At 70.0% G+C, this 21,541-nt stretch carries 14 protein-coding genes; 4 read left to right on the plus strand and 10 right to left on the minus strand.

The genetic code is table 11. The annotated features are described in order from the left end of the window. Window positions 1–102: 102 nt before the first annotated feature. Window positions 103–5,130, minus strand: coding sequence for an NAD-glutamate dehydrogenase (locus ACWD4J_RS37315; RefSeq protein ID WP_451399970.1), 5,028 nt, complete (start codon window positions 5,128–5,130; stop codon window positions 103–105). Window positions 5,131–5,787: 657 nt separating this feature from the next. Here ACWD4J_RS37315 and ACWD4J_RS37320 point away from each other — a divergent pair. Continuing rightward, on the plus strand, window positions 5,788–6,354 hold the full coding sequence (locus ACWD4J_RS37320) for a DJ-1/PfpI family protein (RefSeq protein ID WP_451399971.1): 567 nt from the start codon (window positions 5,788–5,790) through the stop codon (window positions 6,352–6,354). Between the two features lie 4 nt (window positions 6,355–6,358). Here the strand turns inward: ACWD4J_RS37320 and ACWD4J_RS37325 are convergent, their stop codons facing one another. Both ACWD4J_RS37325 and ACWD4J_RS37330 read right to left on the minus strand, forming a co-directional pair. Beyond that, the gene (locus ACWD4J_RS37325; RefSeq protein WP_451399972.1) at window positions 6,359–7,039 is read right to left on the minus strand and encodes an HAD family hydrolase; all 681 of its coding nucleotides are present in this window, start codon (window positions 7,037–7,039) and stop codon (window positions 6,359–6,361) included. A gap of 66 nt (window positions 7,040–7,105) precedes the next feature. Beyond that, the gene (locus tag ACWD4J_RS37330) at window positions 7,106–7,612 is read right to left on the minus strand and encodes a DUF6912 family protein (protein ID WP_451399973.1); all 507 of its coding nucleotides are present in this window, start codon (window positions 7,610–7,612) and stop codon (window positions 7,106–7,108) included. A gap of 324 nt (window positions 7,613–7,936) precedes the next feature. On the opposite strand from ACWD4J_RS37330, the gene ACWD4J_RS37335 reads away from it, so the two are divergent. Then, a complete protein-coding gene (locus ACWD4J_RS37335; RefSeq protein ID WP_451399974.1) occupies window positions 7,937–8,398 on the plus strand; it encodes an Rv3235 family protein in 462 nt (153 codons plus the stop codon). 279 nt (window positions 8,399–8,677) lie between these two features. Here the strand turns inward: ACWD4J_RS37335 and secA are convergent, their stop codons facing one another. Next, complete coding sequence (secA, locus tag ACWD4J_RS37340; protein ID WP_451399975.1) at window positions 8,678–11,545, minus strand: preprotein translocase subunit SecA; 2,868 nt, start codon at window positions 11,543–11,545, stop codon at window positions 8,678–8,680. Between the two features lie 294 nt (window positions 11,546–11,839). On the opposite strand from secA, the gene ACWD4J_RS37345 reads away from it, so the two are divergent. Both ACWD4J_RS37345 and ACWD4J_RS37350 read left to right on the plus strand, forming a co-directional pair. After that, window positions 11,840–12,463, plus strand: coding sequence for a GNAT family N-acetyltransferase (locus tag ACWD4J_RS37345; RefSeq protein ID WP_451399976.1), 624 nt, complete (start codon window positions 11,840–11,842; stop codon window positions 12,461–12,463). 49 nt (window positions 12,464–12,512) lie between these two features. Continuing rightward, on the plus strand, window positions 12,513–13,703 hold the full coding sequence (locus tag ACWD4J_RS37350) for a winged helix-turn-helix domain-containing protein (protein WP_451399977.1): 1,191 nt from the start codon (window positions 12,513–12,515) through the stop codon (window positions 13,701–13,703). Between the two features lie 11 nt (window positions 13,704–13,714). On the opposite strand, the gene ACWD4J_RS37355 is transcribed toward ACWD4J_RS37350, so the two are convergent. From ACWD4J_RS37355 to mtrA, 6 genes are all read right to left on the minus strand, one after another. Continuing rightward, window positions 13,715–14,461, minus strand: a complete 747-nt coding sequence (locus ACWD4J_RS37355) for a response regulator (RefSeq protein WP_181660482.1) — start codon at window positions 14,459–14,461, stop codon at window positions 13,715–13,717. A gap of 228 nt (window positions 14,462–14,689) precedes the next feature. After that, complete coding sequence (hpf, locus tag ACWD4J_RS37360) at window positions 14,690–15,385, minus strand: ribosome hibernation-promoting factor, HPF/YfiA family (protein WP_451399978.1); 696 nt, start codon at window positions 15,383–15,385, stop codon at window positions 14,690–14,692. A gap of 326 nt (window positions 15,386–15,711) precedes the next feature. Then, window positions 15,712–16,638, minus strand: a complete 927-nt coding sequence (locus tag ACWD4J_RS37365) for a ComF family protein (RefSeq protein WP_451399979.1) — start codon at window positions 16,636–16,638, stop codon at window positions 15,712–15,714. 182 nt (window positions 16,639–16,820) lie between these two features. Then, entirely contained in the window at window positions 16,821–18,680 is a 1,860-nt protein-coding gene (locus tag ACWD4J_RS37370; protein WP_451399980.1) for an LpqB family beta-propeller domain-containing protein, read from the minus strand. Between the two features lie 59 nt (window positions 18,681–18,739). After that, on the minus strand, window positions 18,740–20,836 hold the full coding sequence (mtrB, locus tag ACWD4J_RS37375) for an MtrAB system histidine kinase MtrB (protein WP_451399981.1): 2,097 nt from the start codon (window positions 20,834–20,836) through the stop codon (window positions 18,740–18,742). 1 nt (window position 20,837) lies between these two features. Further along, window positions 20,838–21,527: a two-component system response regulator MtrA gene (gene mtrA / locus ACWD4J_RS37380; protein ID WP_451399982.1), complete on the minus strand. Its 690-nt coding sequence runs from the start codon at window positions 21,525–21,527 to the stop codon at window positions 20,838–20,840. Window positions 21,528–21,541 lie beyond the last annotated feature (14 nt).

Raw genomic sequence — 21,541 nt, forward strand, 5'->3', positions numbered from 1 at the left:
ACGATAGCGCCGCGTGGTTGTGCGCAGGCGTCATCGCCGCGTGGTCGCGTGGTTGCGGGCGGGTGCCCGGGCCGCCAGGCCCAGGGCACCCCCCGTCAGAACTCAGTTATGCGTACGCAACATCGTCCGCATAGTCCGCATAGCCACCGACAACACCGCCAGATCGAAGCTCTCCGAGCTCCGGATCTCCTCCAGCGTCGCCCGCGCCCGCCCCAGCAGCGCCGCGTTCCTCTCCTCCCACGCCTTGAACCGCTGCTCCGGCGTGGAGGACCCGTTGCCCACGGCGAGGACGTCCGCGGTGAGCGACGCATGCGCCGCGTACAGGTCCTCGCGGATCGACACGCGCGCCATGGACTGCCACCGGTCGGCCCGCGGCAGCTCGATGATGCGGTCCATGAGCTCGGTGATGCCGAGCCGGTCGGCGAGGTCGTAGTAGACCTCGGCGACGGACATCGGGTCCTTGCCCGTGCGGTCGGCCACCGCGACGATGTCGAGCGCCGGGAAGACGGAAGAGAATCCGGCGACCCGCTGGGCGAGCTCCTCCGGGACGTCCGCGCCGGTCAGCTCGTCGAAGATGCGCTGGTACCACTCGGCGTCCGCACCGCGCAGCAGCTTCGGCAGCTCGGACCAGACCTGGGCCACGCCCTCGCTGAAGAAGCCGACGGTCTCGGCGAGCTGCAGCGGCTGCGGCCGGTTGTTGAGCAGCCAGCGCGTGCCCCGCTCGACCAGGCGGCGCGAGTGCAGCCGGATACGGGTCTGCACGTCCGCGGCGACGATGTTGTCGAGGCCCTCGACCCCGTCCCACACCTCGGCCAGGCCGAAGATCTCACGCGCGGACATGTGTGCCCGCACGATCTCCTCCGTGGACGCGCCCGTCTCCTCCCGCAGCCGGTGCAGGAAGGTCGTACCGCCCGTGTTGACCGTGTCGTTGACCAGCAGGGTCGTGACGATCTCCCGGTGCAGGGCGTGCGCCTCGATCTGACCGGGGAACTTGTCGCGCAGCGCCTGCGGGAAGTACGCGAACAGCAGCCGCCGCAGATAGGCGTCGTCCGGCAGCGGCGTACCGATGAGCTCATCGGCCGCGGTGATCTTGTTGTAGGCGAGGAGGACGGCCAGCTCCGGCTGGGTCAGTCCGCGCCCGGTGTTGAGCAGCTCACGGATCTGCCGGTCGGTCGGCAGGAACTCGATGGCCCGGTCCAGGCGGCCCTCCCGGCTCAGCCGGCGCATGAACCGCTGGTGGACGTGGAGCAGGTCCGGCGCCTGGGCGACGGCGTTCGCCAGGGCCACGTTCTGCGCGTAGTTGTTGCGCAGCACGAGGCTGCCGACCTCGTCGGTCATCTCGGCAAGCAGCGCGTTGCGCTGCTTGACGGTCATGTCGCCGTCGGCGACGACCGCGTTCAGCAGGATCTTGATGTTCACCTCGTGGTCGGAGGTGTCCACGCCCGCGCTGTTGTCGATCGCGTCGGTGTTGATCCTGCCGCCCTGGCGGGCGAACTCGATACGGCCGAGCTGGGTCAGGCCCAGGTTGCCGCCCTCGCCGACGACCTTCACCCGCAGGTCGGCGCCGTCGACACGGATCGCGTCGTTCCCCTTGTCGCCGACGTCGGCGTGCGACTCGGCGGACGACTTGACGTACGTGCCGATGCCGCCGTTCCACAGCAGGTCGACCGGCGCCTTGAGGATCCGCTGCATCAGCTCTGCCGGCGTCATCCGGGCGACCCGGCCCTCGATGCCCAGCGCCTGGCGGATGTGCGAGTTGAGCTGCACGGACTTCGCCGAGCGGGGGAAGACCCCGCCGCCCGCCGACAGCAGCTCCGTGTTGTAGTCGGCCCAGGAGCTGCGCGGCAGGTCGAACAGGCGGCGCCGCTCTGCGTACGAGACGGCCGCGTCCGGGGTCGGGTCGATGAAGATGTGCCGATGGTCGAAGGCGGCGACCAGGCGGATGTGCTCGCTGAGCAGCATTCCGTTGCCGAACACGTCACCGGACATGTCGCCGATGCCGACGACGGTGAAGTCCTCGGCCTGGGTGTCCACGCCCAGCTCCCGGAAGTGCCGCTTGACGGATTCCCAGGCGCCGCGGGCCGTGATGCCCATGGCCTTGTGGTCGTAGCCCGCCGAGCCGCCGGAGGCGAAGGCGTCGCCGAGCCAGAAGTTGTAGTTCTCGGCGACCCCGTTGGCAATGTCGGAGAAGGTCGCGGTGCCCTTGTCGGCGGCGACGACCAGGTAGGTGTCGTCCCCGTCGTGACGCACCACGTCGTGCGGCGGCACGACCTCGCCCGCCACCAGGTTGTCGGTGATGTCGAGCAGCGCCGAGATGAACGTCTTGTAGCTGGCGATGCCCTCGGCCAGCCACGCGTCGCGGTCCACGGACGGGTCCGGCAGCTGCTTGGCGACGAATCCGCCCTTGGCGCCGACCGGCACGATGACGGTGTTCTTCACCATCTGCGCCTTCACCAGGCCGAGGATCTCCGTACGGAAGTCCTCACGCCGGTCGGACCAGCGCAGGCCGCCTCGCGCGACCTTGCCGAACCGCAGGTGCACGCCTTCGACGCGCGGCGAGTACACCCAGATCTCGTACGCCGGACGCGGCGCCGGAAGATCCGGGATGGCCTGCGGGTCGAACTTCATGGAGACGTACCCGTGCGGCTTGCCCGCCCCGGCCTCCTGGAAGAAGTTCGTGCGCAGCGTCGCCTTGATGACGGTGAGGAAGGAGCGCAGGATCCGGTCCTCGTCCAGCGAGGCGACCTGGTCGAGTGCGCCGTCCAGCTCCTCGAGGAGGGCGTCCGTCAGCTCGGTGCCCATGCGCTGGCGGTCCGGCGACATCCGGGCCTCGAACAGGGAGACCAGCAGCCGGGTGGTGTGGACGTTGGTGCAGAGGGTGTCCTCCATGTAGTCCTGGCTGAACTTCGACCCGGCCTGGCGCAGGTACTTGGCGTAGGCGCGCAGCACCATCGCCTGCCGCCAGGTGATTCCGGCGCGCAGCACGAGCGAGTTGAAGCCGTCGTTCTCGGCCTGCCCGGTCCAGACGGCGGCGAAGGCCTGCTGGAACTGCTCGCGGCCGTCCTCGCCGAGGTAGTCGCCGTTGGTGGCGCCCGCCGCCTTGGGCATGCGGAGCCCGAAGTCGTAGATCCACGCGGTCGTACGGTCCGAGCAGCGCAGTTCGTACGGGCGCTCGTCGGTGACCTCGACGCCGAGGCGGTTCAGTACGGGGAGCACGGCGGACAGGGAGATCTGGCCGCCCAGGCGGTAGATCTTGAAGCGCCGCTCGCCGGGGGCGGCGCCCACCGGCTCGTACAGGGAGAGCCCGAAGTCCTTGTCCTCCTGGGCGAGTCCCTCGAGGTGGAGGATGTCCGCGACGGCGGCGCGCGGGGAGTGGTCGGCCTTGTAGCCCTCGGCGAAGGCGCTGCCGTACCGGCGCAGCAGCGCGGCGGCGCGCTCCTCGCCGACCTCGGCGTTCAGCGCCTCCGCGAAACCGTCGGCCCAGGACCGGGCGGCCTCGACGAGCCGGGCCTCGATGCGCTCCCTGTCGGCGTCGCTCAGCTTCGGCAGCTCGGTGCCGGGCGCCACACGGACGACGAAGTGGAGGCGCGAGAGGATCGACTCGGTGTTCCAGGCCGTGAAGTCGACGCTGGTGCCGTTGAGCTCCTCCTTGAGGATGTCGATGATCCGCAGCCGGACGCCCGTGGTGTAGCGGTCACGGGGCAGGTAGACGAGGGCGGAGTAGTAGCGCCCGTACTCGTCCTTGCGCAGGTACAGCCGCAGCCGGCGGCGTTCCTGAAGGTAGAGGACGCTCGTCACGATCGAGCGCAGCTCGTCGACCGGGGTCTGGAAGAGCTCGTCGCGCGGGTAGGTCTCCATGATCTGGAGCAGGTCGCGGCCGTCGTGGCTGTTGGGCGAGAAGCCCGCGCCGCGCAGCACCTCCTCGACCTTGCGCCGGACGACCGGCACGCGCCGTACGGACTCGGTGTACGCGGCCGAGGAGAACAGCCCGAGGAAGCGGCGCTCGCCGACGACATTGCCGTGCTCGTCGAACTTCTTCACGCCGACGTAGTCGAGGTACGACGGCCGGTGCACGGTGGCCCGGCTGTTCGCCTTGGTCAGCACCAGCAGCCTGTGTTCGCGCGCCTTGGCCCGGACGTCGGCAGGCAGACGGCTGAAGGACGGACTCACCGGGTGGTGGTCCTCGACCGCGTGGTGCGGGTCCGATCGCAGTATGCCGAGACCGGTGCCGGGGACGGCCGTGAGCGAGTCGTCGCCGCGGAGCTCGTACTCGCGGAAGCCGAGGAAGGTGAAGTGGTCGTCCGAGAGCCAGCGCAGCAGCTCCCGGGCCTCCTCGACCTCCTGGTCGCGCAGGTCGCCTGCGGTGGGTTCGGCGGGCAGCTCGTCGGCGATGCGCAGCGCGGCGTCGCGCATCTTCTCCCAGTCCTCGACGGCCTCCCGGGCGTCGGAGAGGACGCGCAGCAGGTCGGAGGTGATCTGCTTCAGATCGGCACGGTCGGTCTCGCGGTCGAACTCGACGTGGATCCAGGACTCGGTGACGGCGTCGTGCGGCAGCGGACCCGCGCCCGCGGGGGCCTTCGACGGGACGTCGAGGTCGGCCTCGCGGGCGGCTTCGGACGCCGCTGCGAGTACGGCGAGGCCGGGGTGCCCGGGGGTTCCCGCGGGCAGGAGCTCGAGGAGCTTGCCGGTGATGTCGCGGCGGACGACCACCTGGGGATGGATGACGACGTGGATGCCGCGGCCCTGGCGCGACAGCTCGTTGGTGACCGAGTCGACGAGGAACGGCATGTCGTCCGTGACGACCTCGACGACGGAGTGGCTGCAGGTCCAGCCGTTCTCCTCGACGGTCGGCGTGTGGACCCGTACGTTCGCCGTGCCCTGCGGGCGGTTCTCGGCCAGTCGGTAGTGGGAGAAAGCGGCTCCGAAGACATCGACCGGGTCCCGGCCGGCAAGGTCCTCCGGTGCGGTGTGCAGGTAGTAGCGCTGGAGGAACGCGAGCACTGTCTCCTGGTCAGGTGTGCCGTTGTCCGTTTCCCCAGTCGGTAGGTACCCCCCGACCGGACTGTTCTCAGCTACCCGGGCGGCCCGTGCGAGCAGCTCGGCCTTGGCTTCGTCCAGCTTGGTCTGCATTGTCCTCTGGCTCCTGTCGCGCGCCGTTGCGTGACGTAGAAGGAAGTGATGCGACGCAACGCCACGACGCGGGGTCTCCGGTCGATGTCGACGTTATGCCGCGATGAGAGATGAGAGGGGCGTTATGAGCCAATCTTGAGCATCCCGGCGACCTCGGCGACCCCGGGTGTGCCAGGGGGCCCGATGGTTTCGCCGGCCTCGCCGGCCCACCCCCTCCGTGCGGACCAGCGACCGCCCGGGCACGGATGTCCTCCGTGTGTTCCGGGCGCAGGGCAGGGGCGACGACGCCCCCGCGGGATATCGCGCTGATCACGGCACCAAGGCTATCGCTCTGTACGGGTGCCCCGTCATGAGCCGTATGTGTACAAAACCAGCGGGGGAAGTTTGACGTTCTGCACAGGGACAGAGCCGTACGGGATATGGGTACCGGTCGTGCGGACGGGGTGCGCACAGCGCACGATGGAGGTACCCGAAACGACGCACGGCCTCTTGGCAAAGACTGGCACCGCAGGCATTTTGAGCGAAACGCCCGAGCGATACATGCGGGCGATAGGCGTGAGCGACATGTGCTGTCGACGAGAGCGATACGCGTGAGCGGAACGCCCGAGCGGTAGGTCCAGCTCAGCAGAGAAGGTCGAGCGAGGGGAGCGCAGCGCAATGGCAGCCAAGATCCTTATCGTGACCGGCGACGCAGCGGAGTCACTGGAGGTCCTCTACCCCTACCAGCGCCTGCGCGAGGAGGGGTACGAGGTCCACATCGCGGCCCCGACCCGCAAGAAGCTGCAGTTCGTGGTCCATGACTTCGAGCCGGGCTTCGACACGTACACGGAGAAGCCGGGCTACACATGGCCCGCCGACCTGGCCTTCTCGGAGGTCGACCCCGGTCAGTACGTGGCCGTGGTCATCCCGGGCGGCCGGGCCCCGGAGTACCTCCGCAACGACCCCGAACTCCGCAAGATCCTGAAGTCGTTCTTCGACTCCGACAAGCCGGTGGCCCAGATCTGCCACGGCCCGCTGCTCACGGCGGCCGTGGACGGCCTGCGCGGCCGCCGCGTCACGGCGTACCCGGCCCTGGAACCCGACATGCAGGCGGCAGGCGCCACCTTCAAGGACGCCGAGGCCGTCGTCGACGGCACCCTGGTCTCCTCACGCGCCTGGCCGGACCACTCGGGCTGGATGCGGGAGTTCCTGACGGTACTGAGGGCGAAGGCGCCGGTGGCATGAGGCCTCAGGCCGCCGGGGACCCACCGGCGGCCAGCCGCTCGGCCTCCGCCACCGCCTCCGCGAGACTGTCCACCACGGGCACCCCCACCGCCTCCAGGCTGGCCCGGCTGTGGGAACCGCCGGTGTACAGAACGGCCCGCGCCCCCACCCGCAGGGCGGCTGTCGCATCGTCGGCCGCGTCCCCGATGACCACCGTGCGCCCCGGCTCCACTCCGGCGAGCGCGGCCACATGCCGCACCATGTGTTCCGCCTTGCTGCCCCCGGAGGGCCCGGTCCGCCCGTCGACCCGTATGAAGTGCGGCTCGATGCCGAACCCCCTGACCAGCGGCACCAGGTCGTCATGCCCGTACATGCTGAGGATCGACTGGCTGTGGCCGGCCGACCGCCAGTCGGCGAGCAGCACCTCCGCACCGTCGGCGAGCCTGCACGCCGGGCGGCACTCGGTGTAGTGCCGGTGGAAGACCTCGTCCATGGCCTCCCACTCCGCGTTCGTCGGCAGCCGGCCCATCAGCCGTTCGTAGAACCTGGGGATCGGCACGCAGTACAGCTCGCGATAGCGCTCCAGCGTGATCGGCTCCAGGCCGATCTCCGCGAAGGCGGCGTTCGTCGCGCCGATGACCGCGTCGTTGTCGTGGAACAGCGTGCCGTTCCAGTCCCACACGATGTGCGCTGCGTGCTTCCCCATGCTCATGAACGTACCCGCCCCCACTGACAACCCTTCGCACCCGGTCCAGGGACAGCCGGCGGCGGTTCAGCCGATGAGGTTCGGAATCTCCTGCGTCGCGTACCACAGCAGCTCGTGGTCCTCCGCGCCGTCCACGACGAACTGCGCGTCGTCGTCCCCCTGGTCCGCCGCGCCCAGGGCGTCCGCCGCCGCGGTCACGTCCGCCTCGGCGTCGTCCGCGTCCACGTGCACCGCCGCGGCCTTCGCCAGCGGCACCGCGGCCGCGATCCGGACCTCGCCGAGTGCGGCGGGGTCGAGCCCGCGGTCGGGATCCGCGACCGCGGCACCGTCCGGTACGTCGGCCGCGACGACGACCCGGCGCCGCGGGGCCCCCGGGTCGGTGGCGATCAGCCGCAGCGAGGCGAGTGCCGCGCGGTTCAGCGCCGCGTACTCGAGCTCCTCGATGTCGTCCGAGAGGTACCACTCACGCAGCGCGGGCGTCACGGCATAGGCCGTCAGCGGTCCCGGGCCCAGCTCGCCCGTCTTGTGCGCCTCGGCGAGACCGTGAAGGGTCAGGGGGACGTAGACGCGCATACGAGCCGCTTTCGTAGTCGGAATTCATGCCGCCGGGGCCGCGGGAAGACCTTCAGGATACGTGCCTGGAGTCCCCCTTCGTGGTGAGGGGAAGAACCGGCCGTGGGCCGACGCGACAGGTTCCGGCACACCCCGCAAACCCGCCTCCGACCAGGCGGTTTCCGGCCGCACCACCTCACCCGTCACCCAGATAGGTGAACTTCCGCGCCCCCTCCGCGGCCCCCTCCCGCTCCTTGCGGGCCGCTCCCACCGCCTCGTACAAGATCCCCACAGGAAGCTACTGCCCGGTATCCACCGGGCCGGAACGGACGGGGGCGATCCACCGTGAACAAGGTGATGACGAGGTCGACACGCCACAGGCCCGGCGCCGCCACACGCCCGCCCGGCCGTCGCGATACACGGCGTCCGGCCGGAGCCCCGCCGAGGGTGACCCCGCCGGGACGGCCACCCCGGCCCCACGATCTCTTCGCCGACCTCCTCCTGGCCGTGCTCAGCGGGCAGCGCCCGGTCCACTCGATGCTTGGACACACCGCAGGCAGGGCCTACGACGAACTGGTCTGGCTGGCCGAGCACTCCCCGCTGCGCACGGGCAGTTACCGGCCCGTCGTCCGCGACATCGGCTACGAGGAGCCGCGCCCGGGAGCCATCGAGGCCTTCGCCCGCATCGGCACCGGCGAACAGCTACGCGCCATGGCCTTCCGCCTGGAACGCGGCCCCGACCAACGCTGGCGCTGCACAGCAATCGACCTGGGCATCCCGGGCATGCCCCGCCCCGACGACAGATAGCCCGCCACGGCCCTCTGGGGCACCACAGATAGCCCGCCACGGCCCTCTGGGGCACCCTGCACGGGCGCGGGCACCCCAGCCGTACTCTCCCCCCTGTGGGCAGGCGTTCCGCAGGGCGGAACGGGTGGGCGCAGCCCCACGACGGCGGGTGCCATGACGCCTCACCCGCACCCAGACGCCAGGAGCGGGCCGCAGGGCGCGGGCAACAGCCCGCACAACAAAGAGGGGCCGGGCGCCCAAGCGCCCGACCCCTCAACAGCTAACGCGTCGCAGACACCGTCACTTCTTGCGACGCCGCCCACCCTTCTGCTGCTTACGCCGCTCCGCCCGCGTAAGCCCATCCGTCTCAGACCGCGCCGGCGCATCCCCGTTCGTGAAGTCGCCCTCGACGATGCCGCCCTCCCCGTCCACCGTGGGCGCGGAGAAGTGCAGCCGGTCCGGCCGCTGCGGCGTGTCGAGCCCCTTGGCCCGGATCTCGGGCCGGGCGCCGCCGCCCGAGGAGGCCGCGCCCGCAGGCACGGCGTCCTGCACGCCGCTCTTCTCCAGGGACGGAGACGTCGCCGCGTCCTCCACCGGGACCTCCTCGACCTGCTGCTCGACCTGGACCTCCAGGTTGAACAGGTAGCCGACGGACTCCTCCTTGATGCCGTCCATCATGGCGGTGAACATGTCGAAGCCCTCGCGCTGGTACTCGACCAGCGGGTCCTTCTGCGCCATGGCGCGCAGGCCGATGCCCTCCTGGAGGTAGTCCATCTCGTAGAGGTGCTCGCGCCACTTGCGGTCCAGGACCGACAGCACCACGCGACGCTCCAGCTCACGCATGATCTCGGAGCCGAGCTGCTCCTCCCGCGCCTCGTACTGCTCGCGGATGTCGTCCTTGACGGACTCGGAGATGAACTCCGCGGTGAGGCCCGCGCGGTCGCCCGCCGCCTCCTCCAGCTCCTCGATCGTGACCCGGGCCGGGTAGAGCTGCTTGAAGGCACCCCACAGCCGGTCGAGGTCCCACTCCTCCGCGAACCCCTCGGCGGTCTCCGCCTCGATGTACGCGTCGATGGTGTCGTCCATGAAGTGCTGGATCTGCTCCTGCAGGTCCTCGCCCTCCAGGACGCGGCGCCGCTCGCCGTAGATGACCTCACGCTGCCGGTTGAGGACCTCGTCGTACTTGAGGACGTTCTTCCGGGTCTCGAAGTTCTGCTGCTCGACCTGCCCCTGCGCGGAGGCGATCGCACGCGTGACCATCTTGTTCTCGATCGGCACGTCGTCCGGAACGTTCGCCATGGCCATCACGCGCTCGACCATCTGGGCCTTGAACAGACGCATCAGGTCGTCGCCCAGCGACAGGTAGAAACGGGACTCGCCCGGGTCGCCCTGACGGCCGGAACGGCCGCGCAGCTGGTTGTCGATGCGCCGCGACTCGTGGCGCTCGGTGCCCAGCACATACAGCCCGCCAAGGTCCTTGACCTCCTCGAACTCCGCCTTGACGGCCTGCTCGGCCTTCTCCAGGGCGGCGGGGAGGGCCCCGGCCCACTCCTCGATGTGCTCGTCGGGGTCGAGGCCGCGCTGGCGCAGCTCCGCCTCGGCGAGGTCCTCGGGGTTGCCGCCGAGCTTGATGTCCGTACCACGGCCGGCCATGTTCGTGGCGACCGTGACCGCGCCCTTGCGGCCGGCCTGCGCGACGATCGCGGCTTCGCGCTCGTGGTGCTTGGCGTTGAGCACCTCGTGCTGGACACCGCGCTTGGACAGCTGCTGCGAGAGGTACTCGGACTTCTCGACCGAGGTGGTGCCGACGAGGATCGGCTGGCCCTTCTCGTGCTTCTCCACGATGTCGTCGACGACCGCCTCGAACTTGGCGACCTCAGTGCGGTAGATCAGGTCCGACTGGTCCATGCGGACCATGGGCTTGTTCGTCGGGATCGGCACGACGCCCAGCTTGTAGATCTGGTGGAACTCGGCGGCCTCGGTCATCGCCGTACCGGTCATGCCGGAGAGCTTGCCGTAGAGGCGGAAGAAGTTCTGCAGGGTGATCGTGGCGAGGGTCTGGTTCTCGTCCTTGATGTCCACCCCTTCCTTCGCCTCGATCGCCTGGTGCATGCCCTCGTTGTAGCGGCGGCCGGCGAGGATACGGCCGGTGTGCTCGTCGACGATCATGACTTCGCCGTCGATGACGACGTAGTCCTTGTCCTTCTTGAAGAGCTCCTTGGCCTTGATGGCGTTGTTCAGGTAGCCCACGAGCGGGGTGTTCACCGACTCGTAGAGGTTGTCGATGCCCAGCCAGTCCTCGACCTTGGTGACGCCGGACTCGTGGATGGCGACGGTGCGCTTCTTCTCGTCGACCTCGTAGTCCCCGGTCTCCTCGATGCCCTTGAGCTGGTTGCCCGGCTCGCCCTTCTTCAGGCGGGTGACCAGCTTGGCGAAGTCGCCGTACCACTTGGTGGCCTGGTCGGCGGGGCCGGAGATGATCAGCGGCGTACGGGCCTCGTCGACGAGGATGGAGTCGACCTCGTCGACGATCGCGAAGTTGTGCCCGCGCTGGACCAGTTCGTCCTTCGACCACGCCATGTTGTCGCGGAGGTAGTCGAAGCCGAACTCGTTGTTCGTGCCGTACGTGATGTCGCACGCGTACTGCTCGCGGCGCTGCGCCGGAGTCATGTTCGCCAGGATGCAGCCGACCGTGAGGCCCAGGAACTTGTGGACGCGGCCCATCATCTCGGAGTCGCGCTCGGCCAGGTAGTCGTTGACCGTGATCAGGTGCACGCCCTTGCCGGACAGCGCGTTGAGATACGCGGGCAGCGTGCCGACCAGGGTCTTGCCCTCACCGGTCTTCATCTCGGCGACATAGCCGAGGTGGAGCGCGGCGCCGCCCATCATCTGCACGTCGTAGTGGCGCTGGCCGAGGACGCGCTTGGCGGCCTCACGGACCGTGGCGAAGGCTTCGGGGAGCAGGTCGTCGAGGCTGTCCCCGCTCTTGCCGTCGCTGTCCACCCACTCCTGGTAGCGCTCCTTGTACTCCTCGGTGAGTGCGCGCAGCTCGGCGTCGGAGAGGCTCACGAAGTCCTCTTCGATGGAGTTGACCTGGTCCGCGATGCGGTGCAGCTTGCGCAGGATCTTGCCTTCGCCTGCACGCATGATCTTCGAGAGGACGGACACGGGGGTTGGTCTCCTTGCCGGTCGGGCCTGGCATGGTCGGGTTCCATTTGACTGCTTGAGCAACGGCCATCGTATGCGAGGACCCCGCCGCGCCGGGAGGTCTGCCGTGACGACAGCCACTAGGACAACGGGCGGGGCTCGTCGAAGGTGCCGCGATCCCACTGCGAATTGTGACGGCCGCATCACCCGGCCTCCGGTATGCCTCACTCGGCGCTTCCGGATATCGACTGTCCGCACACGGCCGCCCTGGGGAATGTGGTGGCGTCCTGAAGGACGCCCGAGCAGAATCGGCCGATGGAACCCGTCACGCTCACCACCGACCGCCTCCTCCTGCGCACCGTCGGCCCCGGCGACGCCGATGCCGTGTATGCGGCCTGCCAGGACCCCGGCATCCAGCGGTGGACCACCATCCCGTCGCCGTATCTGCGGGAGCACGCGGACGGTTTCGTGGGACAGCTGGTGCCCGACGGCTGGCGGGACGGCTCGATGTTCACGCTGGGCGTCTTCCTGCGGGACGACACTCCGCGGGACGGCGCTCAGCAGGGCGGGGATCTGGTCGCGATGGTGGGCATCACGATGCGCTCCCTGGGCACCGGTGAGATCGGCTTCTGGGCGGCCGAGGAGCACCGTGGCAGAGGCTATGTGACCGAGGCGGTGCTCGCCGTGTCCCGGTGGGCGTTCACGAGCATGGGGATGGACCGCGTGGAGTGGCGGGCGGAGGTCGGCAACGAGCCCTCCCGTGCGGTGGCCCGGCGGGCCGGCTTCACGATGGAGGGCACGCTGCGCTCAGGGATCAACAACAAGGGTGTGCGCCGCGACTGCTGGGTGGGCTCGCTGCTGCCCTCGGACCTGGGCCTGCCGTCGACGGCGCCGTATCTACCGGCCCGGGAGCCGTACCTACCGGCCCGGGAAGCATGAACCCGGCGGTCCGGGGCCGGTTGTCAGTGGCACGCCCTATCGTGCGGGCATGACGACTCCGCCGCGTCCCATCGCCGAACTCTCCGCCGACGAGGCCCGCCGTATAGCGCTGCGCGCACAGGGGTTCCTGGGCGCTCCCGACCGCAGGGCGGGTGTGCGAGGTGTGCTGCGGCACCTCGGCGCGGTCCAGCTCGACACGATCTCGGTCCTGGCCCGCTCGCACGAGCTCATTCCGTACGCCCGCCTGGGCGCCGTGGGCCGTCAGACGGTGGAGGACGCCTACTGGACACCGGGCGCCGGCGGCGCCCCGCACGCATTCGAGTACTGGTCGCACGCGGCGTGCATCCTCCCCGTCGAGGAGTGGCCGCACTTCGCGTTCCGCCGCCGCGCCTACCGCGCCCGCCCGCACTGGTACCACGACCTGCCGGACGGTGCGTACGACCAGGTCGTCAAGCAGTTGCGCGCCGAGGGGCCGTTGACCGCCACGGAGCTCGGCGGCGCGAAGAACGGCGGTGAGTGGTGGGACTGGTCCGGTTCCAAGGTCGCCGTGGAGCGCGCGCTGATGTACGGCGAGGTGGTGTGCACGGAGCGTCGCGGCTGGAAGCGGGTGTACGACCTCGCGGAGCGCGCGATCCCCGACGACCTGCTCCATGACGAGCTGGACGACACCGAGTGCCTGCGCCGCCTGGTGCGCCTGGCCGGCGAGTCGCTCGGCGTCGGCACGCGCGCGGACATCGCGGACTACCACCGCCTCAAGGGCGAGCAGGTCGACGCGGTGATCGCGGACTCGGGCCTGGTGCCGGTGGCCGTGGAGGGCTGGTCCAAGCCCGCCTGGGCCGACCCTGCGGCATTGGAGACGGCGCCGCGCGGCCGGCATCGTACGACGCTGCTGTCCCCGTTCGACTCGCTGATCTGGGAGCGGGCGCGCACCGAGCGGATTTTCGGTTTCACGCACCGCCTGGAGGCGTATGTGCCGAAGCCGAAGCGGGTCCACGGCTACTTCGCGATGCCGGTCCTGGCCGGGGGGCGGCTGGTCGGCCGGGTGGACCCGGCGCGCCAGGGCCGGACGCTGATCGCCAGGCAGGTGTCGCTCGAGGGCCGCAAGGCCGTCCGTGCGGTGGCGGAGGCACTGCTCGAGGCCGCGAGCTGGGTGGGCTGCACGGATGTGCGCGTGGAGCGGCTGGATCCGGAGGAGCTCCGTGAGCCGCTGTCGGCCGAACTCGCGCGCGGGCTCGCCTGACCCGACCTCGGTCAGCGGATCTCGAGGATCTTCTCCCGCATCGCATACACCACCGCTTCCATCCTGGAGTGCAGCTGCAGTTTCTCCAGGATGTTGCGCACATGGTTCTTGACGGTGTTCTCGCTGATGAACAGCTCCTTGGCGATGTCGCGGTTGTTCATCCCGGTCGCCACGAGCTTCAGTACCTCGAGCTCACGGTCGGTGAGCCGCGGGGCGGGCACGAGCCGCCGCTCGTCGGTGCGCTGGATCATCGACTTGAACTCGGTGAGCAGCTTCGAGGCCATCGACGGGCTGATCTGCGACTGCCCGTCGGCCACGGCACGGATCGCGGTGGCGACCTCGTCGGTGGAGATCTCCTTGAGGAGGTAACCCGTGGCGCCCGCCTTGATCGCGTCGTAGAGGTCGGCCTCCTCGTCGCTGATCGTCAACATGATGATCTTGGCGCTGGGGGCCACCTCCTTGATGGAGGTGCACGCCTCGATGCCGCCGCGCTTGGGCATCCGGACGTCCATGAGCACGATGTCGGGCAGCAGGTCGGCGGCCTTGTCGACGGCCTCCGCACCGTCGCCGGCCTCTCCCACGACCTGGATGTCCTCCTCGGCGGCGAGCACGATCTCGAGGCCACGGCGGAAGAGGGCGTGATCGTCCACCACAAGGACCCTGATGGGCTCCTTGCGGGGGGAGCCCCCGTCCGGTCCCATGGCGACAGCGCCGTCGTCGGCGTCCTCGTCATGCATCGGTCCGAAGCTGTCCGCCATCGTTCCTCCCCCTGAAGGCCGTGGCCTGTGTTCCTGAGGTGCCCGGTCTGTGCTGCCAGGTGGGTCCTTTGCCAACCCATGGCAATGGCCCACCGGTTGGCGTGACCGCCATGATTTCATGCCCGGACGACAACGGGGCGACAGCGCTGTACCGAGGGGGCGCACACGGATGCCCCTGGGGGCGCACGCGCACACCAGGGGCACCGGTCCTGCGGTCACCGGGGAGCATCAGCCGCCGAGCGCACCGCCCGCTTCGGCCGACGGCGGCTGGGCCACCATGGGATCCGTCGAGAGGTGGATGACGCCGTAGTCGTAGGCGTGCCTGCGGTAGACGACGCTCGGTTCTTTCGTCTCGGAGTCGACGAACAGATAGAAGTCGTGCCCGACCAGCTCCATCTCGTAGAGAGCCTGGTCGAGCGTCATCGGGGCCGCAACGTGGGTCTTCTCGCGGACGACGAGCGGGCCTTCACCCTTGACCTCAAGGGAGCCCATCTTCGTCGTCGGCACGCCGTCCGACTCTTCTTCTTCCCTGACGAGCGTGCCGTCCCCGTTGAGCGTCGCCGCACCGGGGACGCGGTCCGCCACCTCGGCTGCCGAGAGCCTGCCGGTACCGCGCCGCGTGTGCCGCTTGTCGTGCTGCTTGCGCAGCCGCGCCTCCAGCTTGTCGGCCGCCATGTCCAGTGCTGCGTACGGGTCACTGGCCGCGGCCTCCGCTCGGATCACCGGACCGCGGGTACGGAGAGTGATCTCCACCCTGTCGCTGCGGTCGGCCTGTCGGGGGTTGGGCTCCTTGGACACCTCGACGTCGAGGCTGATCACCTTGCCGTCGAGCTTCTGGATCTTCTCCAGCTTCAGCTTTTCGGCCACGTGCTTCCGGAACCGCTCGGGCACCTCTGTCTTGCGGCCCTTGACGACGATGTCCACGCAGAACTCCGTTCCCGGATCGCTCCGCGTCGGCGCGGAGCATCTCCCTTTTGCACCAGGCTCCGGGATGCCCCGGGAGCCTCGGACTCGGTGACTTCCACCTCCTCCTCCCCCATGGGCAAGATCTCCACCCCGCCGGCCGGGTGATTACAGAAAAACCCCAAGGCACGGCATATGGATATGCGAGGGACGGCGCCTGCCATTCCTCACACCCGAACATATCTCGCCCGGACGGATGTCGTCACCCTCTACCGCGACGTACCTCCATTCAGGTGAATTAACCCGGTTACTTCCTGCAACGACGCATGTTGTCGGTCGGTTCCGGATTATTCGAAGGAATCGGGGGTGGCAGCGACAACGGCGGCGCTGATCACGTTCACCGGTGCGCTCCTCCGGAGCATTACCCCGGCCACTCCCGTCGATACTCCTCCGTTTCTTCCGCTACCGCCGTCTCTCGCCGCCCGGTCCGGTCCACGCGTCACCCCTGCCCTGCCCAGGCCATCCACCCAGGCGGCGCGGACGGCCCGCGCAGCCTCCGTCAGCGATGCGCCGGTCGTCATGAGGTCGTCCACCAGGACGATCCGGCCGCCTGCCCGCAGCAGCCGTCCGCCCCCGGCAGCCACTTCCAGGGCTCCCGTGAGATTGGCGAGCCGCTGCCGGGAGTTCAGCCCCGACTGATCAGCCACCGGGCGCCGTTGGCGCAGTACGGCCAGCACCCTGGCGGGAATCCCCGCGCGGCGCAGCTCGCCGGCCGCGGCGAGCGCGATCCGCCGCGCGGGATCGTGCCCCCGCGCTCGCACAGCCCGCCGCGCCGACGGCACGGGCACCAGTAGCAACGGCCCGCACTCCCTGCCACCGGCCCACCCGGCGACCTCCGCACCGGCCCGCTCACGCCCGGCCCACCCACACGTCACATTTTCTTCGCCCCCTCCGTGCACGCATCCCGCAGCCCTCTGCGCTTCCCTTACTCCGGCGTTCACCGCGCCCGCCAGCGCCTCGCCCAGCGGCCGTGCGAGGCCCAGCGCGCCCCGCTCCTTGTGCGCGAGCAGCACAGCCCGCACCGCGTCCCCGTACGGAGCCGCCGCGTGCACCATGGGCAGGCCCTCCGGCTCCGGCACCGGCCGCACCCGGCACGGAGCACGACCGCACAACGCCCCATGGCACTGCGTGCAGAGCGCCGTACGCGGCCGCCCACAGCCTCCGCACTCGGCCGGCAGCACCAGGTCGCCGAGGTCCTGCCACCACCCCCGCATGCAGTCCACTGTGCCCCTGCGGAGACGGGGCTGCCACCCCTGTGGAAAACCCCGGGTAACCCCTGTGGGCAACCGGGGCGCCGCCAGCGCCAGGGACGCCCCGATCGGCCTCTCCGCCTGGCACCAGCTCTTCGCGGCCGGGCGTGTCGCCCGCGCCCGGCCGAACCGGACAACGCTCCGGGCTACCCCGGATAAACCGGCGCCGTCCCGTCCTCGACCACGGTCTGCCAGGCCGCCCCCGCCGGCAGCCGGACGATCCCGTCGTCCGAGTGCGCCACCAGCGGCAGCCGGTCGTCCTCCGAGGCGGCGATCTCCTTCACGCCGTTCAGGCCGGGAAGCACTCCACCCGAAGGCGTCAGACCATCGCACTTGACGTACCGGATCTGCTGCACGCCGCCGGACTCACGCCCGACCACGACGAGGCGGCTGCCGCCCGCCCACGACATGGCCGTGACCTCCATCTGCGGTGCTGCCGGGCGCATTCCCACGACCGACACCTCGGGTCGCCCACCGGACCCGGCGCGGCGCTCGACCCGCCCGATCCGCAGGGACGTCCTGCCGTCCTCCTTCACGAGCAGCGCGACCCGTACGCCGTCGGCTGCCACCCGCACCGCCTCGATCCGCCCGCCGTCGAGCCCTCGTGTGCGCACCTCGATCGGGTCCCCTGCGCCCTTCTCCAGCAGAAGCAGTCTCGGGTCCTTCGGATTGCGGTCGGCCACCCACAGGTCGCCCCGGCCGTCCCAGCTCGGCGTCGTCAGCCGGTCGTTCTCCGACTTGGCCCTGCTCGTCACCACCGGATCCCCGAGCGAGGCGCCCGAGGCAAGCGATCCGACGAACAGCGAACGCCCGTCCAGTGACACACCGGCCGCCCGCTCCTCGTCCCGCGACACGGCCACTGATCGCAGCGTCTGATCGCCGTTGCCCAGCGGGCCCGGCACTGGCTCCGGCTTGGATCCCGCTCCCTTGCCGCTGCCACTGCCGAGCATCCGTACCAGTCGGTGCTTCTCATCGAGGAAGTACTGGTGGTAGTCGGGGTGGCCGGCGGTGGGCTGCGGCGCGATGCTCTCCGCCTGGTCCTCGTCCAGCACGCACAGCTGTGACCCGTCCGAACGCTGCAGCTCGACCTCGTCGACGCCTGACGCGGTCAGATCGTCGATGGTGAACAGAAGCTGCGCGGCCATCTCCGTGCACTGCACCTGCCCGACGTGGTCGGCCGTGTGGTTCAACGGGACCTTCAGCCTGTTCTGGTCGTCGGGCGACAGCGATTTGGTGCCCTTCCTCAGCTGCGTATGGCTGGGGAAGCGCGACCGAACCACCGGTGCCAGCCAGCGCGTGGGCCCTGCGAGGAGCGCCTTCACGGTCTGCGTCAGCGGGTCGATCTGCCCGCGTACGTAGACCGGATCCGCGACGAGCTGCCGCTGTGCGTCGCTGTCGGACGACGAGTCCGACGCGAAGTAGTACTTGTCGACCGGCTGGTAGATCCGCTGAAAGTCGGAGTCGCCGAGGACGACACCCTCCGGCGGCATGTCGATGCGCCACTCCCGGCCCTCGGAACCGTCCACCTGGGTGAGGTGCAGCGGCCGGCGGTACGAGCCGTCATCGGGCTTGTAAGCGTGCTGGGAGTCCACTGTCGCGACCTTCTGGCCGGTCAGCGTGTACGTGAGACCGCCCGCGGCGTCGTTGCCGCCGTGGTCCGCGTCCGTGTTCGGGCCGTCGGCGAGCACCACGGTCGAACTGTTCGGGCGCCACTCCTTGGACGCCTTCGCCGTCAGATACTTGCGGGCCACCTCGAACTGCGGGTCGTCGCTGGTCAGCGCCTCAAGGAAGCCCTGAACGATCTCCCCGGGGTTGGCGTTGTCCCGCGGCGGCATGGGGAACACCCGGACCTGCGAGTCCGGTCCCTGCGTGGCCTGGACCGCCCGCACATCGCCGCTGTCCGGCATGGACGCGCAACCCGCCAGCAGGACACCACTGCAGGCCAGGACCAGCCCGGCACTCAGCGGACGCCGCCGACGGCCACGCATGACGCGCTCAGCGCCCACCGAAGGCCTCCCCTTCGCCCACCACGCCCGCCGCGTCGGCGGCGGAATCGATCCGGCTCTCATGCACCCGGCACCACTTCCCCGCTCCCGGCCTCTTCGGACGGTTCGCCCTCTCCGTCCCGACCAGGCGGTTCCCGCCGCGCAGCCGCCGCACCGCCGACGTCCCCCGAGGGCCGCGGCACGACCCGCGCGCCACTCCCGGGAAGCGCTGTCGGATCCGCGGCCGGAGCGGACGAGGGCCCGCCGGCCAGCCCCGGCGGGATCGGCGCGCGCGTAGCCATGGGAGAAGGCGCGCTCCTCCAGCCCCCGTCCCGGTCCAGGGGTGAATGCTGGGCCGGCACCGTCGCCAGCTTGCTGCTGCTCCCGAGGGGCAGCCCGGCGCCGTGCAGACCGCGGTTGCGTCGCGAGTCGTCGGGCTCCAGCGGAATCGGGGAGCCCCGCAACGGCTCGTCCGCGGTACGCGGCAGCGTCAGCCGGAACTGCGAGCCACCGCCCGGCTCGCCCCACGCCTGCAGCCAGCCGCCGTGCAGCCGCGCATCCTCGAGGGCGATGGACAGTCCGAGTCCCGTTCCGCCGGTGGTACGCGCGCGTGCCGGGTCCGCGCGCCAGAAGCGGCTGAAGACCCGGGTCGCCTCGCCGGGCTTCAGGCCCACGCCGTAGTCCCGGACGGCCACGGCGACCGCGCCGCCCGCCACGGCGAGCCGCACCACGACGTCCCTGCCCTCGCCGTGCTCTACGGCGTTGACCACCAGATTGCGCAGCACACGCTCCAGGCGCCGGGCATCGGCCTCCGCCACCACCGGCTGATCGTCGCCCACGATCCGGATGTGGGTGCCCTTGCGCTCCGCGAGCGGCTCGGCCCCGCCGACCACGCGGCGTACGACCTCGCGCAGGTCTATCGGCTCCGCCTCCAGCGCCGCCGCGCCCGCGTCGAAGCGGCTGATCTCCAGCAGATCCGCGAGGAGCGACTCGAAGCGGTCCAGCTGGTCGGCGAGCAGCTCCGCGGAGCGCGCCGTCACCGGATCGAAGTCCTCGCGCGCCTCATGGATGACGTCGGCGGCCATCCGGACGGTCGTCAGCGGCGTGCGCAGTTCGTGCGAGACGTCCGACACGAAGCGCCGCTGCATCCGGGAAAGGTCCTCCAGCTGCTGGATCTTGAGCTGGAGGTTCTGCGCCATCTTGTTGAAGGCCTCACCGAGGCGCGCGATGTCGTCCTCTCCGGTGACCTTCATACGCTCCTGCAGACGCCCCGCGGACAGCCGCTCGGCGATCCCCGCCGCCATCCGTACGGGCGTGACGACCTGCCGTACGACGAGCCAGGCGATGGCGCCGAGGAGCACCACCACGAACAGCCCGGCGGTCGCCAGCGTGCCCTTGACCAGGCTCAGCGACTTCTCCTCCTGCGTGAGCGGGAAGAGGTAGTAGAGCTGGTACGGATCGCCGTGCGGGTCGTTGAGCCGCTTGCCGATGACCAGTCCGGGCTGCGACTCCTGACCGCTCTGGTAGACGATGCGCGTATAGCTCTGGAACGCGCCGGTGCCCTGCTCCACGCGGTCCTGCAGTTCTTCGGGAACGCTGGGCAGCGCGGCCACCCCGCCCGAGATACGGGGGGCACGCGCGCTGGCGTCACCGGACGCGGCCGGGCTGAGCGTGACCACGTCGAAGGCACTCTGGCCGCCGCTGGACAGCTGCTCCACAAGGTTGGTCATCCAGCCCGCCGTGCTCTGCTCGGTACGGCCGTTCGCGGTGCCTGCGTCCTGGTCGCCGCTCGTCGGCGAGGCTGCGTTCTCGGCGGCCTTGAAACCGCCCGTGGCCTGGCTCTGCGACGCCTTCACCTTCGCGTCCAGCAGACCGTTGCGCACCTGCCCGATGACGACGAAGCCGAGCAGCAGGACGACGCCCAGCGACATCAGCAGGGTGGTGGCGACCACCTTGAGCTGGATGTTGCGCCGCCACAGCCGCAACGCGGGCAGCAACGGACGCCGCACCCAGCGCATGAAGAGACGCAGCACGGGGCTGCCCTTCATTCCGCCCTGCAGCAGCAGTCCGCCTTCGAGCAGCCGCGCGAGGCGTGAAGCAGGTGTCTTCCGGTCGACAGGCCGCCCCGAGCGGGCTTCCGGCATCCCGGGCGCCGGAGCGGCACTGTCCCGGGACATATCAGCTGGGTCCGGCCTTGTAACCGACGCCACGCACGGTCACCACGATCTCCGGCTTCTCGGGGTCCTTCTCGACCTTCGAACGCAGCCGCTGCACGTGCACATTGACGAGACGGGTGTCCGCCGCGTGCCGGTAGCCCCACACCTGCTCGAGCAGCACCTCACGGGTGAACACCTGCCAGGGCTTGCGGGCCAGCGCCACCAGCAGATCGAACTCCAGCGGAGTGAGCGCGATCGACTGACCGTCCCGCTTCACGGAGTGACCGGCCACGTCGATGACCAGGTCGCCTATGGCGAGCTGTTCCGGCGCCGGCTCCTCGGACCTGCGCAGCCGTGCCCGGATACGGGCCACGAGCTCCTTCGGCTTGAACGGCTTCACGATGTAGTCGTCGGCACCGGACTCCAGTCCGACCACCACGTCCACGGTGTCGCTCTTGGCGGTGAGCATCACGATCGGCACGCCCGACTCCGCCCTGATCAGGCGGCACACCTCTATGCCGTCCCGGCCGGGCAGCATCAGGTCGAGGAGCACCAGATCGGGCTTGGTCTCACGGAAGGCGGCCAGCGCCTTGTCGCCGTCCGACACGAACGCCGGCTCGAAACCTTCTCCACGCAGCACGATGCCGAGCATCTCGGCCAGTGCGGTGTCGTCGTCGACGACAAGGACTCGTCCCTTCATAAACGACATCATCCCATTCTCGTAAC

This window comes from Streptomyces sp. NPDC002577, from assembly GCF_053594815.1.

Excerpts from the sequence above, each read along its gene's own strand:
- ACWD4J_RS37315 (WP_451399970.1), bottom strand. The coding sequence starts at position 5,130 with ATGCAGACCAAGCTGGACGAAGCCAAGGCCGAGCTGCTCGCACGGGCC.
- ACWD4J_RS37320 (WP_451399971.1), top strand. The coding sequence starts at position 5,788 with ATGGCAGCCAAGATCCTTATCGTGACCGGCGACGCAGCGGAGTCACTG.
- ACWD4J_RS37325 (WP_451399972.1), bottom strand. The coding sequence starts at position 7,039 with ATGGGGAAGCACGCAGCGCACATCGTGTGGGACTGGAACGGCACGCTG.
- ACWD4J_RS37330 (WP_451399973.1), bottom strand. The coding sequence starts at position 7,612 with ATGCGCGTCTACGTCCCCCTGACCCTTCACGGTCTCGCCGAGGCGCAC.
- ACWD4J_RS37345 (WP_451399976.1), top strand. The coding sequence starts at position 11,840 with ATGGAACCCGTCACGCTCACCACCGACCGCCTCCTCCTGCGCACCGTC.
- ACWD4J_RS37350 (WP_451399977.1), top strand. The coding sequence starts at position 12,513 with ATGACGACTCCGCCGCGTCCCATCGCCGAACTCTCCGCCGACGAGGCC.
- ACWD4J_RS37355 (WP_181660482.1), bottom strand. The coding sequence starts at position 14,461 with ATGGCGGACAGCTTCGGACCGATGCATGACGAGGACGCCGACGACGGC.
- ACWD4J_RS37365 (WP_451399979.1), bottom strand. The coding sequence starts at position 16,638 with ATGCGGGGGTGGTGGCAGGACCTCGGCGACCTGGTGCTGCCGGCCGAG.
- mtrB (WP_451399981.1), bottom strand. The coding sequence starts at position 20,836 with ATGTCCCGGGACAGTGCCGCTCCGGCGCCCGGGATGCCGGAAGCCCGC.
- mtrA (WP_451399982.1), bottom strand. The coding sequence starts at position 21,527 with ATGATGTCGTTTATGAAGGGACGAGTCCTTGTCGTCGACGACGACACC.